Raw genomic sequence first — 15,784 nt, 5'->3', positions numbered from 1 at the left:
CTTGTTCTACCGGCAACTTATCCGCTGATGTCCGGATACCGGCCAAGCCCCTGCCGGGCGCTGATACCTCTTCGGCCATGAACAAGATCACTCGCCGTCAGGCTCTGGGGACAACTGCCGGTGCACTCACCGTCCTCGGCCTGACCGGCGCAGCAACGAGCATCGCCACGAGCGCCGCCGCGACCCCCGCCGCGCCCACACCCCCGGGCACGGTCGACGAGGTGTACCAGGGCCGTCGCATCCAGATCACCTCGGGCGGAGGAGGCCACCACGGTGGCCACCACTCACCCGGTCAACCCACTGTCCGCATAGACGGCAGAGAACTCCACATCATGCGGAACGCCGACGGCAGCTGGATCAGCGTGATCAACCACTACGAGACCTTCACCGAGCCCAAGCTGCTCGCCCGTGCCGCCGTCCGCGACCTCCAGGGCGCTCCCCTCGTCCCCTTCGGAGGTGTGGCATGACCGTCCGCAAGAACCAGGCCACGCTGACCGCCGACGAGAAGCGCGCCTTCACCTCGGCCCTGCTGGAGCTCAAGCGCAACGGCAGCTACGACCGCTTCGTCACCACCCACAACGGCTTCATCATGAGCGACACCGACTCGGGCGACCGCGTCGGCCATCGCTCCCCCTCCTTCCTGCCGTGGCACCGCCGCTTCCTGCTGGAGTTCGAGGAGGCACTGCAGAAGGTCGACGCGAGTGTCGCGCTCCCCTACTGGGACTGGACCGTCGACCGCACCACCCGCGCCTCCCTCTGGGCCCCCGATTTCCTCGGCGGCAGCGGGCGGGCCCGGGACGGGCAGGTCATCGACGGCCCCTTCGCCTACTCCACCGGCCGCTGGAACATCGACGTGCGCGTGGACGGGCGCCCGTACCTGCGGCGCGCCCTCGGGGCGGGCGTCGCGCAGCTGCCGACCCGCGCCGAGGTGGACTCCGTACTGGCCATGCCGGTCTACGACATGGCCCCCTGGAACAGCTCCTCGGGCGGCTTCCGCAACCACCTGGAGGGCTGGCGCGGGGCCAACCTGCACAACCGGGTGCACGTGTGGGTCGGCGGGCAGATGTCCACCGGCGTCTCCCCCAACGACCCGGTGTTCTGGATGCACCACGCCTTCATCGACAAGCTGTGGGCGGACTGGCAGGCCAAGCACCCTCAGTCCACGTACCTGCCGGCCGCCGGCACGACGAACGTGGTGGACCTGAACGACACCATGCGGCCGTGGAACGACGTGACCCCGGCGGACATGCTCGACCACCGCAAGTTCTACACCTTCGACACCGAACCGGTGGCCGCGGCGGCCAGCCAGCGGTAGTGCAGTTCGGGGCGGCCGACCTGGCCGTACCGAGGGGTCCGGTCCGCGCGGCCGGTGTCCACCAGGTGCTCCAGGTAACGGCGGGCGGTGATCCGGGAGATCCCGGCCGCCTCGGCCGCCCCCGCCGCGGTGAGCCCCTCGGGCGCGGCCCGCAGCAGGGCGGCGACCCGGTCCAGGGTCGGCGCGCTCAGCCCCTTGGGAAGCTCGGCCGGGCGGGGCGCGCGCAGGGCTGCCATCGCCCGGTCCACGTCGTCCTGGCCGGCCGCCTCACCCGCCGCCTGGCGGAACTCGGCGTAGCGCAGCAGCCGTTCGCGCAGGGTCGGGAAGGCGAAGGGTTTCAGGACGTACTGGACCACCCCGAGCGAGACGCTCTCACGGACCACGGCCAGGTCCCGGGCGGAGGTCACCACGATCACGTCGACCGGATGCCCTGCGGCCCGCAGTCCGCGCGCGAAGCGCAGGCCGTGCCCGTCGGGCAGGCCGAGGTCGAGCAGCAGCAGGTCGACCCGGGTGCGCTCCAGCACCCGGGTGGCCTCGGCCAGCGAGTGGACGGCGCCGACGGCGGTGAAGCCGGGCACCCGGTCCACGTAGAGCGCGTGCGCGTCGGCGGCGACCTGGTCGTCCTCGACCACGAGCACGCGCACCTCGGCGCCGCTCATCGCACGTCCCCCGCGGCCGGGGCCCACTGCGCCGCGCGCTTTGGCGCCGTGGGGAGCCGTACGGTGAACTCCGCGCCGCCTCCCGGTCCCTGCGAGGCGACCACCGCGCCGCCGTAGCGCTGTGCGACCTGGCGGACGAGTGCGAGGCCCAGGCCGCGGCCCTCCCCCTTGCCGGACCAGCCCCGGCGGAACACGTCCACCCCCGCGGGCAGTCCGGGGCCGTTGTCCGCGACCCGCAGCAGCAGACCCTCGCGCTCGGGCCGCAGGGTGACCGCGATCCGAGCGCCCGGCACGGCCGTCACCGCGTCGACGGCGTTGTCTATGAGGTTGCCGAGCACGGTCACGAGGTCGCGGGCCGGCGGCAGTCCGGCCAGGTCCGCGAGGCTGCGGCTGTCGGCGGTGACGACGAGCTCGATGCCCCGCTCGTGCGCCTGGGCGGCCTTGCCCAGCAGCAGTGCGACCAGTACCGGCTCACCCACGGCGGTGACCACCTCGTCGGTGAGGGCCTGGGCCAGTTCCAGCTCGGCGGTGGCGAACTCCACCGCCTCCTGGGCGCGGCCGAGCTCGATGAGGGAGACCACGGTGTGCAGCCGGTTGGCCGCTTCGTGGGCCTGGGAGCGCAGCGCCTGCGTGAAGCCCCGCTCGTGGTCCAGCTCACCGGTCAGTGCCTGCAGTTCCGTGTGGTCGCGCAGGGTGACCACGGTGCCGCGGCGGCCGCCGCCGGCGACCGGCGCGCTGTTGACCACCAGCACCCGGTCCGCCGTCAGGTGCACCTCGTCCACCCGGGGCCGGTCGGCCAGCAGTACGCCGGTGAGCGGGGCCGGCAGGCCGAGGTCGGCCGCCGCGGTGCCGGTGACGTCCGCCGGCAGGCCCAGCAGCTCACGGCCCGCGTCGTTGACCAGGGTGATCCGGCGCTGCCCGTCGAGCATGAGCAGGCCCTCACGGACGCCGTGCAGGGCCGCCTGGTGGTAGTCGTACATCGCGCTGAGCTCGGCCGCGTTCATGCCGTGAGTGTGGCGGCGCAGCCGCGCGTTGACGACGTACGTGCCCACGCCGCCGAGGGCGAGCGCGCCGCCCGCGACCCAGACGAGGGCCGAGAGCTGCGCGCCCAGCCGGTCGCTGATGGCGCGGACGGTGATCCCCGCGCTCACCAGGCCCACGATCCGGCCGCCGTCCTCCAGCGGGGTGACCACGCGGATGGAGGGGCCGAGGGTGCCGGTGTAGGTCTCGCTGAAGGTTTCGCCGCGCAGGGCCGCGGCGGTGTTGCCCATGAAGGGCTCGCCGATCCGGCGGGGGTCGGGATGGGTCCAGCGCCTGCCGTCCGGCGCCATGATCGTCACGAAGTCGACGCCGGAGTCCACGCGGACTTTCTGCGCGTAGGGCTGGAGCTCGGCCGACGGGTCGCTCCCGCGCGCCGCTCCCCGTACGGCCTCGCGCACGGAGGGCGAGTCCGCGACGGCCCGCGCCACCGCCCCGGCCTGGCGCCGGGCGGCCTCCTCGGCCTGGCCCCGGGCGGTGGCGTAGGCGAAGACGGCGCAGCCGGCGACGACCACGGCCACCAGCAGGACCTGCATGGCGAAGAGCTGGCCGGCGAGGCTGCGCGGCGGACGAGGGAAGCGGAACATGGCGCTCAGTGTGCACCGGGTCGTGAACTCAATGAACGCAAGGGTGACCGGGGTCACAGCCCTGGGTGATGGTCTCCCCGGACGACTTCACCACCAGGAGGCATCGTGGCCGCCAAGCGCGACAGAACGCACTATCTCTACATCGCGGTGATCGCCGCGGTGCTGCTCGGCATCGGGGTCGGGTTCGCCGCGCCCGGCGTGGCCGTGGAGCTCAAACCGCTGGGCACGGGTTTCGTGAACCTCATCAAGATGATGATCTCACCCGTGATCTTCTGCACGATCGTGCTGGGCATCGGCTCCGTGCGCAAGGCCGCCAAGGTGGGCGCCGTGGGCGGACTGGCCCTCGGCTATTTCATGGTCATGTCCACGGTGGCGCTGGCCATCGGTCTGCTGGTCGGCAACCTGCTGGAGCCCGGCAGCGGGCTGCAGCTGACCGAGGCGGCGCGCAGCGCGGGCGAGGCGCAGGCCAAGGCGGGCGGGGCCGAGAGCACCACGGAGTTCCTGCTGGGGATCATCCCGACCACCATGGTCTCCGCCTTCACCGGCGGTGAGGTGCTCCAGACGCTGTTGGTGGCCCTGCTGTGCGGGTTCGCGCTCCAGGCCATGGGCGCGGCGGGCGAACCGGTCCTGCGGGGTATCGGACACGTGCAGAAGCTGGTGTTCCGGGTGCTCGCGATGATCATGTGGGCGGCTCCCGTGGGTGCCTTCGGAGCGATCGCGGCGGTGGTCGGGGCGACCGGCATCGACGCGCTGAAGTCCCTCGCCGTCATCATGATCGGCTTCTACACCACCTGCCTGCTCTTCGTCTTCCTGGTGCTGGGCACCCTGCTGCGCGTCTGCACGGGCGTCAGCATCTTCGCCCTGCTGCGCTACCTGGGCCGGGAGTTCCTGCTGATCCTCTCGACCTCCTCGTCGGAGTCGGCGCTGCCGCGGCTGATCGCGAAGATGGAGCACCTGGGCGTCTCGCGGCCGGTCACCGGCATCACGGTGCCGACCGGGTACTCCTTCAACCTGGACGGGACCGCGATCTACCTGACGATGGCTTCGCTGTTCGTGGCCGAGGCGATGGGCACGCCGCTGGCCCTGGGTGAGCAGATCTCGCTGCTGCTGTTCATGGTCATCGCCTCGAAGGGCGCGGCCGGGGTGACCGGCGCGGGCCTTGCCACCCTCGCGGGCGGCCTCCAGTCGCACCGGCCGGAACTGGTCGACGGCGTCGGCCTGATCGTGGGCATCGACCGGTTCATGAGCGAGGCCCGGGCCCTGACGAACTTCGCGGGCAACGCGGTCGCCACGGTGCTCATCGGGACGTGGACGAAGGAGTTCGACCGCGACCGGGCCGCGGAAGTCCTCGCGGGACGTGTCCCGTTCGACGAGAAGACGCTGGTCGACGACGGACACGGGACGGAACCGGTCGAAGCGGACACGACGGCCGCGACCACCGCTGCGGCCCCGGCCGCGGACCCGACGGCCGTGCCGGTCCCGGCGCACAACCCCAAGGACGGCGTGCCGGTCTAGCCGGTCCGCCCCGTACGGGCCGACCGGGCAGGGCTCGCCCCCACGGTGCCCAGCCCGGCCGGCCCGCCGCATTCTGCGCACTTGCACCCATAGTCGGTATTCAGCCACCGATAAACGAACCCCCGTGCTGTAAAAGGTACTTCCGTAACCGGCCGCGTGCATGACATCTTGCGTCCACCACTTGTTTCGTACGACCCGGCCTGACCACCGGGTCTTCGGAGGACGCATTGATACCCCACATATCCAGCCGACCTCGACGTACCCTCGTGCTGGCCGCCACGCTCGGCGCGGCACTCGCCTTCGGGGCCCCCGCCGCGCTCGCCGGCACCGCCCCGGTCTCTCCCTCCGGTTCCGCCGCCTCCTCTCCCGCGGCGGCGCCGCAGGCCGCGGCCCCGTCCTCCCAGAGTGCGACCTGGGTTGCCGGCACCCGTGCCTACCTCGTGATCACCGCCCCCGGTGACACCACGGCGGTCCGCAACGCGGTCACCGCCAACGGGGGAACGGTGTTCCAGTACTACGACGCGATCGGCGTCATCACCGCCCACTCCGCGTCCGCCTCCTTCGCCGCCACCATGCGGGGCGTCAGCGGGGTCCAGCAGGTCGGCGCCACCCGCACCTCGGACGTGCCGGCGGACGCCTACAACCCGGCGCTGCCCGCCAACCCGGCGCAGTCCACGACGCCTTCGGGCGAGCCGGTCCGCGCCGACATGACCCAGATCAAGGCGGACCAGGCCTGGGCGGTCACCACCGGCTCCGCGTCCGTCAAGGTCGGCATCCTGGACACCGGTGTGGACGACCAGCACCAGGACCTGGCCCCGAACTTCAACGCCGCGGACTCCGCGTCCTGCGCGTACGGCAAGCCGGACACCCGTACGGGCGCCTGGCGCGACATCGGCACCCACGGCACGCACGTGGCCGGCACGGTCGCCGCCGCCAAGAACGGCAAGGGCGTCATCGGCGTGGCCCCCGGCGTGAAGATCTCCTCGGTGCGCATCGCCGAGCCGAACTCCTCGCTGTTCTTCGCCGAGAACACCATCTGCGGCTTCATGTGGGCCGGTGACCACGGCTTCAAGGTCACCAACAACAGCTACTACACGGACCCGTGGCAGTTCAACTGCCCGGACAACGCCGACCAGGCCGCGATCATCGAGGGCGTCAAGCGCGCCCAGGAGTACGCGGAGGGCAAGGGCTCGCTGCAGGTCGCTGCGGCCGGCAACTCCAACCTCGACCTGGCGAACAAGACGACCGACACCGAGAGCCCGAACGACTCGACGCCGGTCACCCGCACCATCACCAACGCCTGCCTGGACATCCCGACCGAGCTCCCGGGCGTGGTCACGGTCTCGGCGATGGGCACCACCGCGAAGGCCTCGTACTCCAACTACGGCCTGAACGTCGTCGACATCACGGCCCCCGGCGGCGACAGCACCGGCATCTACAGCACCCTGCCGGGCGGCAAGTACGGCTCCATGAGCGGCACCTCGATGGCCTCGCCGCACGTCGCCGGTGTGGCGGCGCTGCTGGTCAGCACCAACCCGGGCATCACCCCGGCGCAGCTGCGCGACAAGCTGGCCACCCAGGCCAACGACATCGCCTGCCCGTCGGACAGCCGCTGCAAGGGCACCACGGCGAAGAACGGCTTCTTCGGCGAGGGCCAGGTCGACGCCCTCAAGGCGGTCGGCAGCACCCCGCCGCCCGGCAGGTTCTTCGAGAACACCGCGGACGTCGCCATCGGTGACAACACCACCGTGGAGAGCCCCCTCGCCGTCAGCGGCGTGACCGGCAACGCNCAAGGTCGGCGTGAACATCGTCCACACCTACATCGGTGACCTCAAGGTCGACCTGATCGCCCCGGACGGCTCCGTCTACACGGTGCACAACCGCTCCGGCGGCAGCACCGACAACATCAACCAGGTCTACACCGTCAACGCCTCCTCCGAGGTCGCGGGCGGCACCTGGAAGCTCCGGGTCAACGACAACGCCGGCGGCGACACCGGCAGGATCGACTCCTGGAACCTCACCTTCTGAGGTCCCAGGACCCGGTAGGACGAGACACTCCCTAGCGCTGCAGGACGTCGGCGAGCCAGTCGAAGACGACGTCGCAGTGCTGCTGCGGGGCCATCGGGGAGCAGTGCAACTGCGCCCCGGTGGCCTTCGTCAGTTTCACGTACTCCCGCCGCGTGCGGAGCAGTTCGTACATCTGCCGCGGCTGCCCCGGATAGAACTGCTCGAAGTCGTAGTCCAGGACCAGCGTCGGGGCCTTGATCCGCCCGACCACCTTGGTGATGTCGAGGCCGATGGCGACCTGGGCCGGTGTCCAGAGGTCCGTGAGGACCTTGCCCTCGCGCGCCTGGCGCAGCGCCTGCCGGTCGAAGATCTCGAAACGCTTCTTGACGGTGAACGCCAGTTGCGGGGTCAGTTCCGGAACGACCTCCTCGTTCCACACCCGGTTGGTCTCCGCCTTGTCGGGCGTGACGATGGCGCGGAGCTCCTCGTCGAAGCCCAGCCAGGGGCTGAGGCAGCCCGGCATGGCCGCGACGGCGGCGAGCCGGTGCTCGAAGGCGGCCGCGCGCGGAGCGAGGTTGCCGCCCATACTCAGGCCGGTGAGGGCGATCCGGTCGCCGTCGACGTCCTCCCGGCGCAGCAGCCAGTCGACGATCGGACGGACCACCGTCTCCCAGCGGGTGGTGAAGGGGATCTCCTCCACGAACAGCAACTGCCCCTGGCCGGGACCGTCGTAAACAAGGGCGTTCCAGCCCCGGTCGAGGGCTGCGGACACCCCGTAGGTCCACATGTCGACGTTCTGCCCGTCACTGCCGTTGGTGAGGATGACGGTGGGGCGCCGCTCGGCGGGACCGTCCGGGCGGAAGAACCAGAGCGGGAGACGGGTCCTGCCCCACGGGACGGTCGCCGTGACGGCGGCGGGCGTGCAGAGGCGGGCGAAGGTGTCCCAGGCGTCGCGTCCCGCGCGGTAGACCGCCTCCTCGTCGGCCGGCCGGTCGGTCCCGAGCACGTAGAACAGCGCCTGGGCGTAGTACTGGGCCGCGCGCAGCGAGCGGAAGCGGCGGGTCTGCGAGGGCGTCCCGCGGCCGTCCCGCCCGGCCGCCGGGGGCGCGGCGAGCCGGTCGCCCCAGGACCGGAAGGTGTCGGTGTAGGTCTGCTCGGAGAGACCGGCCGCGTTGATCGTGTTGACCGCCGTCAGCACCTCGCCGACCTCGGAGGCACGCATGCCGGCGGCGCCGAGCGCGAGCAGCCCCGCGAAGTTGAATCCGGGATCGTCGAAGAGCCGCATCGCGCCCGGTGCCGGATCCGAGGCCGTCGCGGACGGCACAGGCGGTGCGGACGACGCGGACGGCGTGGACGGCGTGGGGGTGGCCGCCGCGGTGCGGGCGGTGCTCCCGACGGCGAGTGCCCCGGCTCCCGCGGCCAGCCCGGTCAGGGCGGCACGTCGGCTGAGGGAGGCGGGCCGGTGCGGTGTGCTTGCGGTCATGCGGGGGACGCTACGGCGCACTCCCGCGTGCGGCGCTGCGCCGCGCCCTCCCCTGCTCCGAACGGGCCGCGCAGCCCGACGCGCGGCCCAACGCGCGGCCCGCTCAGCCCCGCCGCGTGCGCAGCACGCAGTCGCCGCACAGGCCGCCGCCGGGGACCCGGTAGTACAGGCAGCAGCTGCGCCGTACGAAGGCCACGCCGAGCCCCTCCTCGTGGAGGAACGTGCCGGTGCCCGCGAGCGCGCCGCCCTCGGCCAGCAGGGCGCGTACCGTCTCGACCGCCGCGCCGCCCGGGACCCGGTCGATCAGCACCCGCAGCGCGCCGACCAGGCCGGACGCGGCGTTCCCCCGCAGGACCGTCGGGGAGACCCCGTACCGCCGCCGCAGGCCCGCCTCCAGCACGGCCAGGTTGCCCAGGACCGACTCCCCGAGCCCGTCGACGGGGAGGGCCGCAGGCTCGGGCAGCCAGAGCTGGAGGGAGCCCTCCTCCGGCAGCCGCCACCACACCCGGCCGGCGGCCAGGTCCGGCACCCGCCCGGCCAGGGCCGCGCACCCCAGCCCGACCGACCACAGCCGGGAGGCGATCCCGAACTGCGCGGTCGAGGCGGCCACCCTGCCGGGTCCGCTGCCGATCCGGCGGCCCACCTCGGCCACGTACGGTCCGAGCTGCTCGCCGTACAGCGCGGTGAGGGGCCGGAAGCCCGGCCCGGGCGGCTCCGGCCCGTACGGGACCGCGAAGAAGGGCCCCACGGCGGCCAGTCGCCGCAGTACGTCGTCCATACCCGGAATGATCTCAGGCTCGCCTGGGCGTGCTCACGTCAGCGTTTCCGGGGCGTCCGGAGCAGGGGTCGCACCGTGAGGATCCCCACGCCCGTGGACACATCACCGACGGCCATGCGTTCGAAGCCCGGACCGGCGGGCAGGGCCGCGGGGCTCCCGTGCGGCCGACAGGCGGGAGGCTGCTCGGCCGCGCCGCGGATCTCACCGCATCATCGCAGGTCAGGGGCGATCACGCGGCGTCCGGGGCCCGTGCGGGCGGCCGTCCGGGGGGCCTGCGCGGGGCAGGGGAAGGGATGTCCGGAGATCAGGATTACGGGCGCTCCGCCGCGGGGACCCAAGTCGGCGAAAACCGGCGTCACACCATTGCCAAATTGGGGCTTCAAGGAAGGACTTCAAGGGGCTACATTGAGCCACTCGCGTTCACCTGACAGCCGGTCGCCTTTCACTCGTGTTTTGCACGGGGGGCGACGTCATGGACGCAGACTGTGCAACCACCCCACCGCCCAGAAGGACCGAAGGCTCCGTGCCCGTACCCGTACACCTCGCGGGCCGCACCGTGCGGCTCGAGCCCCTCGCACCCCACCACACCGAGGCCCTGGCCGTGGCCGGTGCCGAGGATCGTACGACTTACGCCTTCACCCCCGTACCCCACGGGGTGCAGGCGTCACACGAGTACATCGACCGTGCCCTCGCCGATCAGGCTGCGGGTCGATCGCTCCCGTTCGCCATCGTCAGAGCCACTGACGGGCGGGTGGTCGGTTCGACCAGGTTCCTGGAACTCGACTACTGGCAGGGGCCGCTGGTGTGGCCCGCCGTGCCCGGCGTCCCGTTCGGCGATCCGGCTACGGCGATCCCCGATGCCGCCGAGATCGGCAATACCTGGCTGTCCCCGACCGCCCAGGGCACCGGCATCAACACCGAGGCGAAGCTGCTCATGCTCCGCCACGCCTTCGAGACCTGGGGTGTCCGGCGCATCTCGCTGCGCGCCGACGCGCGCAACGGCCGGTCCCGGGCAGCGATGGAACGTCTCGGCTTCACCTGCGAGGGGGTCCGCCGGGCCCATTCTCGGGGGCTGGACGGCGCCGTCCGCAGCACCGCCTTCTACTCGATCCTCGACGAGGAGTGGCCGGCCGTACGGTCGATCATCGAGCTGAGGCTTTCGGCGGGGGCGCAGCGCAAGCGCCGCCGCAAGACCCTGATCCCGGCCTAGCCAGGGAGTCGGAAGAACGGAAAAACGGTCCTGCCCCGGCCCTCGTCCCGGCCCCCTCATCCGAGGAAGGCCTGGGCGAGGGCCGAGTGCATCAGCCGGACGGGGCACCGCTCCCGTCGGCATGTGCGATGACCAGGCGCGCAGGGCCGGGCAATGGGCTGCCCCAGGAAACCCCAAGAGAAGGAAAAGTGCGGAACCCTGACGTACTTACGTTCATCTTCCGAACGGAAGAACCGAGTCGTCGGACCACCCGCCCCCGTGGGGGCAGCACCAGCCGGAGAGTCACCGCACATGTCGTACGCACCCGAGGGGCAGCAGCACCAGCCTTACAGGCCGGAGGGGCACACCCCGCAGCCGCCCTACGGCGACCAGTACGGCCGGCCGTACGAGCAGCCGCAGGGACACTGGGAGCAGGAACAGCCCGAGCGGCCGCGCCGCAGGGGCCGCCGCTGGCTGATCGCCGGCGTGTCCGTCCTCGCGCTCGCGGGCATAGCCGCCGGCGTCATGACCTACTACGAGATACCCCCGTTCACCGACAAGGGCTCCTCGGTGTCCTTCGGGCAGGACGGTGGCGGCAAGGGCTCCGGCCAGGGCGGTTCGGGGACCGCCCAGCCGGCGAACTCCAGGATGCTGATGCCGACGGGGCCGGCCGCCGAGTTCAAGAACTCGATGACGCTGCCCGACGGCACGCACGTGGCCGTGACCACCCTGGACGGCAAGAAGTCCGGCTTCAAGGGCAAGGTCTGGGTCTGGGCCCCCAAGGAGTACAACGACCCGAAGTTCGCCAAGAGCGGCTTCCCGGTCATGATCGCCCTGCCGGGCGGCGCGGGCTACCCGAGCAACTACTGGATGGGCACCGACCTCGGCCTCCAGACCAGCATCAGCAAGTGGTACGCGGAGGGGAAGAGCAAGCCCTTCCTGCTGGCCATGCCGGTGCTCAACCCCGGACCGGACGACAAGGGCGTCTACTGGGACGGCTCCGACATCCCCGGCCAGCCGAAGATGGGCACCTGGCTGACCGAGGACGTCCCGGACCTGATGAAGGCGAACTTCCGCACGGTGAAGTCCCGTGACGGCTGGGCGTTCATGGGCTCCTCCACCGGTGGGTTCGCCGGGATGAAGGCCGTGCTGAAGCACCCGGACAAGTTCAAGGCCGTGATCGCCTCCGGCCCGGACATCGTCCCGGACTCCTCCCTGTGGAAGGGCCACGACAAGGAGAAGGCCGAGAACAACCCGGAGCTGCTGGCCAAGCAGCTGATCGACACCAAGGGCCCGGACGTCTACATCGCCTTCCAGGTCGGCGACAACGAGAGCAACAAGAAGACCCTGCCCGACGTGCAGAAGTTCGTCGCCACCTTCGGCAACAAAGGGCCCGTGCACACCAGCCTGCGGGTGATCCCGGGCGGCCAGCACAACGCCAAGACCTACGTCCCGAACATGGGCGAGGGCCCGGTCCAGTACATCAGCAAGGTCATGGAAGGACCGGTCGAGTAGCCGCCGGCGCCTCCGTCCGCTCGCGCTCCGGCCCGCCGAACACCTTCGGCGGGCCGTCGCCGTTCCAGGGCGCCCAGCCCGGGGAGCCCGTCGTCGCGAACCGCACCCATGCCGCGTGCATCTCGTCGGCCAGCGCCTGGGGGGCGGCCGGCCCGGCCAGCGAGGCGGCCTCGGGCACGGACAGCGTGTCGAAGACGAAGCCGAGCTCCAGGGCGTGGCAGGCGCCGAGCCCCGGGACGCCCGAGCACCAGGCGAACTCGTACAGGAAGCTCGGCGCCGTCCGCCGTGCCGCCGCGAGCCTGCGCAGCGGGTCGCGCAGCAGCCGGTCGGTGAAGAGCTGCCCGGCGAGCTCGGCCGGACCGGCCCCGGGCAGGGCGTCGCGCAGCTCCTGGACGGCGGCCCGGTCCTTGCCGGTGCGCGCGCGGGCCAGCGCCACGGCGAGCGGCCCCATCCGGTCCAGGAGCCGCATCCCGCCGGTCGGGGCGAGCCAGAGGCGGTACTCCTCGGTGGTCCATCCGAACAGCAGCGGGATCTTGTCGGAGGCCGCGTCCGTCTCGGCGGTCAGGGCGTCGAGCGGGTCGACGGGCAGCGTGTCCGGGTCGACGACCAGGCCGAAGGCGGGGCCGCCGAGGAGGGGGCCCGATCGGCGCAGGACGGCCGCCTGGGCGGCCAGCAGGTCGGGCAGGGAGGCGGCGGTGAAGGCACCCGCGGTGGCCTCGACCTTCAGCAGCGAGGCCATCCGCCGGACGATGGCGCGCACCCTGGGGCGCGGCAGGGCCTCGGGGGCTCCGCTCTGCAGCACCGCACGGTGGAAGAGTCCGGCCGCGCGCGGGGCGGCCAGGAGGGCGCCGATACCGATGGCCCCGGCGGATTCGCCGAAGAGGGTGACGCGGGCGGGGTCTCCGCCGAAGGCCCCGACGTTGTCGCGGACCCATTCGAGGGCGGCGATCTGGTCCAGCATGCCACGGTTGGCCGGTGCGTCGGGAAACAGCCCGTACCCGAGGACGCCGAGGCGGAAGTTGAAGGAGACCAGCACCACGCCGTCGCGGGCGAAGGCGGCGCCGTCGTAGACGGGCACGGCCGAGGAGCCGCGGGTGTGCGCCCCGCCATGGATCCACACCATGACCGGCAGCCCGGCTCCGGGGGTCGGGTCCGGGGTCCACACGTTCACGTTCAGACAGCCGTCGCCGGGGATCACCGGGTCGGTCAGCAGGGCCGCGAACGCGGGCGGGTAGGGCACCTTCGGCGCGGTCGGGCCGAAGGCCACGGCCTCCCGCACGCCGTCCCAGGCGGCCGGTGGCGCGGGCGGCGCGAACCGGAGGGCGCCGACGGGCGGGGCCGCGTACGGGATGCCCAGGAAGACGGAGATCCCGTCGGCCCGGGTACGGCCCTCGACCACGCCGGCCCCGGTCCTGGCCCGCGGCCCGTCTCCCCCGCCGGCGACGCCCTCAGTGCTCATCCCGTCCTCCTGCCGCTGGTGCCGGTCCCGCACACTCGCACAGCCGTCCAACGGGTGACAAGACGTGACCGGGCCGGGGACCGGCCCGGTTGGACGGGCATGCGAATCCTGCGTATCCACCACACTCTGCCCGTCCTGCTGCTGGCGGGCATCTCGTGCGTCGCCGGTCCGGCCCACGCCGCGGGGCCGGATTTCCAGTACGTCGGCCAGGACGACCGGGTCCACGGGCTCACCGCGCCGCGGGGCTGCGTGGCCGCGGAGGGCGGCGGCGGCCGGGCGGTCACCAACGCGACCCGGGGGACGGCGGTCCTGCACCAGGGCCCCGGCTGCACGGGCCGGGTCGTCGGGACGCTGCGGGCCGGGGAGGTCACTCAGGTGCGGCCCTCCTTCGCCTCCGTCGATTTTCCCGTCACCAGGTAGGCGCACGGGCCGTGACCCCTTGGCCCTCTCCGCGTTGTATGCCATGTCAAATGCCACAGATTCTGTGGCGCCCCACATCTCACGAGGAGATCTTGATGTCGCGTATCGCGAAGGCATTCGCCATCACCGCTGTCACCGGTAGCGCCGTGGTCGCCGGTGCGGGCCTGGCTGTCGCCGATGCCGGAGCGCACGGTGCGGCGGTCGGCTCCCCCGGTGTCCTGTCGGGCAACCTGCTCCAGGTTCCGGTGCACGTCCCGGTCAACGTCTGCGGCAACACCGTGAACGTCATCGGTCTGCTGAACCCGGCGTTCGGCAACACCTGCGTCAACGCCTCGGGCGGCGGCGCCGACCACCACACCGAGGGTGGCGACTACGGTCACTGATCACCTGCTCGGCCGAAGGGCCCCCGCCGTGCGGCGGGGGCCCTTCCCCTGTGTCCTTCCCCTGTGCGCCCTTCCCCTGTGCGCGGCTGCCGGCACCCGCGCGGGCGGGCAGGCGGGGAGGACGGTTCATTCGTAGCGGTACTGGCCCTGGTGGCCGAGAACCTCGCGCGGGGTGACGTTCCACGGCGGCATCGGCTCGTCGAGGGCGATCACCCGGCCGCGCTGGAGGTCGCCGAGGGGCAGGGGCGCCGCCGGCAGGTAGCCGGAGCGGGGGTGCTTGCGCTGCCAGCGGTCCCAGATCAGGTCCACGAAGGCGTGATGCAGCCAGAACGCCGGATCGTTGGGCGCCGTACCGCCGGTCATGTGGCCGCCGATCCACTGGTGGACCTTGTTGTGGTTGCGCCAGCGTTCGCTCCTGGGGGCCGCCCAGCCCTCCAGCTTGTTACGGAAGCCGCCCGCCGTGGCCGTGGAGTCCCAGGGCGAGACGTCGTAGACGGGATCGTCGATCGCCCACTGCAGTTCGGCCGGTGTGGGCAGGGCGATCGGGTTCTGCGGCCGGCCCAGGTTGCGGGTGAGGAACGCGGACTCCGTGATGCCCACGGTCACCGTCCAGTCGCCCCTGTCGTATGCGAACGGCCCGGTCATCACCTTGCGGTCGGTGGCGCGGCCGGTGCCGCCGAGGAAGTCGTCCGCCCAGAGCGAGGAAACCGGGCTGGTGTCGGTGGTCCAGTCCCAGTACGGGACGGACACGCTCGGGTCGATCTGCCGCAACTGCTTCTCGAACTCGAGCAGATAGAGCCGGTGCCAGGGGAAGAAGGACGGCGACATGTGCCCGACGCGCAGCTTGCGGTCGCGGTCGGGCACGAAGTACTTGTCGTGGGTGCGCACCAGGGCGTCGTAGGCACCGCTGCGCTTCAGCTCCAGTACCGCAGCGGTGAACCGCTTCTTCTGGGCGCTGGTGAGGTTCTTCTGGTTCTGCCGGACGTGCAAAGCGGGGGTCCTCCCATTCCCGTGTCTCTGTCAGCCGCCGTGGTGCGGGGCCGCGAACGCCAGCTGTGCCGTGCCCAGTTCGTCGACGGCGGCCCGGGCCAGTTCCAGTGGGGTCGGATAGGACTGGAAGTGGTTGATCCCGCTCAGGTAACTGCCGTCGGCCCGGCGCATGACGTGCAGCGGACGGCCGTCGATACGGACCCCGGCGACGTCCACGGCGATGTGCCGGCCGCGGTAGGTCTCCTCCTCGGCGAGCGGCGCCGGGGTGAGGGTCTGCCGCGGGCGGCGGGCCCGCAGTACGGGGGCCAGGGCCGCACCCGTACCGGCCAGCACGGCCGCGGTGAACGCCGTGCGCAGGAGCGCGCGTCGGGTCAGGGGTGCGGCGGCGGTTGCTGCGGACATGCGGTCTCCCTCGCTCGGTCTCCGGCGGCTACGGGTCTAACGCC

15 protein-coding genes and 1 pseudogene are annotated in these 15,784 nt (G+C 72.1%); 9 read left to right on the top strand and 7 right to left on the bottom strand.

All coding sequences use genetic code 11. From position 1 onward, the window contains the following. The first annotated feature begins 77 nt into the window (after positions 1–77). A complete protein-coding gene (gene melC1, locus AAT21_RS07085; protein WP_046775894.1) occupies positions 78–467 on the top strand; it encodes an apotyrosinase chaperone MelC1 in 390 nt (129 codons plus the stop codon). After that, the gene (gene melC2, locus AAT21_RS07080) at positions 464–1,315 is read left to right on the top strand and encodes a tyrosinase MelC2 (RefSeq protein WP_046775893.1); all 852 of its coding nucleotides are present in this window, start codon (positions 464–466) and stop codon (positions 1,313–1,315) included. Before melC1 ends, melC2 begins: the two co-directional genes overlap by 4 nt. Here the strand turns inward: melC2 and AAT21_RS07075 are convergent. Beyond that, positions 1,267–1,974 (bottom strand): response regulator, encoded by a 708-nt coding sequence (locus AAT21_RS07075; protein ID WP_046775892.1) that lies wholly within the window; start codon positions 1,972–1,974, stop codon positions 1,267–1,269. The genes melC2 and AAT21_RS07075 overlap by 49 nt on opposite strands. Next, entirely contained in the window at positions 1,971–3,599 is a 1,629-nt protein-coding gene (locus AAT21_RS07070) for a sensor histidine kinase (RefSeq protein WP_046775891.1), read from the bottom strand. The genes AAT21_RS07075 and AAT21_RS07070 overlap by 4 nt, the downstream gene beginning before the upstream one ends. Before the next feature lie 105 nt (positions 3,600–3,704). Here AAT21_RS07070 and AAT21_RS07065 point away from each other — a divergent pair, with 105 nt between their 5' ends. From AAT21_RS07065 to AAT21_RS38685, 3 genes and pseudogenes are all read left to right on the top strand, one after another. Then, positions 3,705–5,114, top strand: a complete 1,410-nt coding sequence (locus AAT21_RS07065; RefSeq protein WP_079025492.1) for a cation:dicarboxylate symporter family transporter — start codon at positions 3,705–3,707, stop codon at positions 5,112–5,114. Between the two features lie 266 nt (positions 5,115–5,380). Then, positions 5,381–6,903, top strand: a pseudogene (locus AAT21_RS07060) (S8 family peptidase); the annotation flags it as partial. A 1-nt stretch (position 6,904) separates the two neighbouring features. Beyond that, a partial coding sequence (locus AAT21_RS38685) for a proprotein convertase P-domain-containing protein (protein WP_235438713.1) occupies positions 6,905–7,142 on the top strand: 238 nt, incomplete at its 5' end. A gap of 31 nt (positions 7,143–7,173) precedes the next feature. Here AAT21_RS38685 and AAT21_RS07055 read toward each other — a convergent pair. Together AAT21_RS07055 and AAT21_RS07050 are read right to left on the bottom strand one after the other, a co-directional pair. Beyond that, positions 7,174–8,604, bottom strand: a complete 1,431-nt coding sequence (locus tag AAT21_RS07055) for an alpha/beta hydrolase family protein (protein ID WP_046775890.1) — start codon at positions 8,602–8,604, stop codon at positions 7,174–7,176. Between the two features lie 103 nt (positions 8,605–8,707). Beyond that, the gene (locus AAT21_RS07050; RefSeq protein WP_046775889.1) at positions 8,708–9,382 is read right to left on the bottom strand and encodes a (2Fe-2S)-binding protein; all 675 of its coding nucleotides are present in this window, start codon (positions 9,380–9,382) and stop codon (positions 8,708–8,710) included. Between the two features lie 523 nt (positions 9,383–9,905). Between AAT21_RS07050 and AAT21_RS07045 the strand changes: the two genes are divergently transcribed. Then, positions 9,906–10,592, top strand: a complete 687-nt coding sequence (locus tag AAT21_RS07045; RefSeq protein ID WP_030820224.1) for a GNAT family N-acetyltransferase — start codon at positions 9,906–9,908, stop codon at positions 10,590–10,592. Between the two features lie 291 nt (positions 10,593–10,883). Continuing rightward, entirely contained in the window at positions 10,884–12,086 is a 1,203-nt protein-coding gene (locus tag AAT21_RS07040) for an alpha/beta hydrolase (RefSeq protein WP_235438712.1), read from the top strand. Here AAT21_RS07040 and AAT21_RS07035 read toward each other — a convergent pair. Next, positions 12,064–13,545, bottom strand: a complete 1,482-nt coding sequence (locus AAT21_RS07035; RefSeq protein WP_046775888.1) for a carboxylesterase/lipase family protein — start codon at positions 13,543–13,545, stop codon at positions 12,064–12,066. The genes AAT21_RS07040 and AAT21_RS07035 overlap by 23 nt on opposite strands. A 99-nt stretch (positions 13,546–13,644) precedes the next feature. Here AAT21_RS07035 and AAT21_RS07030 point away from each other — a divergent pair, with 99 nt between their 5' ends. Beyond that, on the top strand, positions 13,645–13,965 hold the full coding sequence (locus AAT21_RS07030) for a hypothetical protein (RefSeq protein WP_046775887.1): 321 nt from the start codon (positions 13,645–13,647) through the stop codon (positions 13,963–13,965). Positions 13,966–14,060: 95 nt separating this feature from the next. Next, a complete protein-coding gene (locus AAT21_RS07025; RefSeq protein ID WP_046775886.1) occupies positions 14,061–14,348 on the top strand; it encodes a chaplin in 288 nt (95 codons plus the stop codon). Positions 14,349–14,474: 126 nt separating this feature from the next. Here AAT21_RS07025 and AAT21_RS07020 read toward each other — a convergent pair whose 3' ends face one another. Beyond that, positions 14,475–15,338 carry a tyrosinase family protein gene (locus AAT21_RS07020; RefSeq protein WP_046775885.1) on the bottom strand — a complete coding sequence of 288 codons (864 nt, stop codon included), beginning with the start codon at positions 15,336–15,338 and terminating at the stop codon, positions 14,475–14,477. A gap of 30 nt (positions 15,339–15,368) precedes the next feature. After that, positions 15,369–15,740 (bottom strand): tyrosinase family oxidase copper chaperone, encoded by a 372-nt coding sequence (locus AAT21_RS07015; RefSeq protein ID WP_046775884.1) that lies wholly within the window; start codon positions 15,738–15,740, stop codon positions 15,369–15,371. Between the last annotated feature and the right edge of the window lie 44 nt (positions 15,741–15,784).

Source organism: Streptomyces yangpuensis (assembly GCF_001005295.1).
Taxonomy (GTDB): domain Bacteria; phylum Actinomycetota; class Actinomycetes; order Streptomycetales; family Streptomycetaceae; genus Streptomyces; species Streptomyces yangpuensis.
Note: the sequence above shows the minus strand (reverse complement) of the source record. Positions and strands in the feature narration are given on the sequence as shown.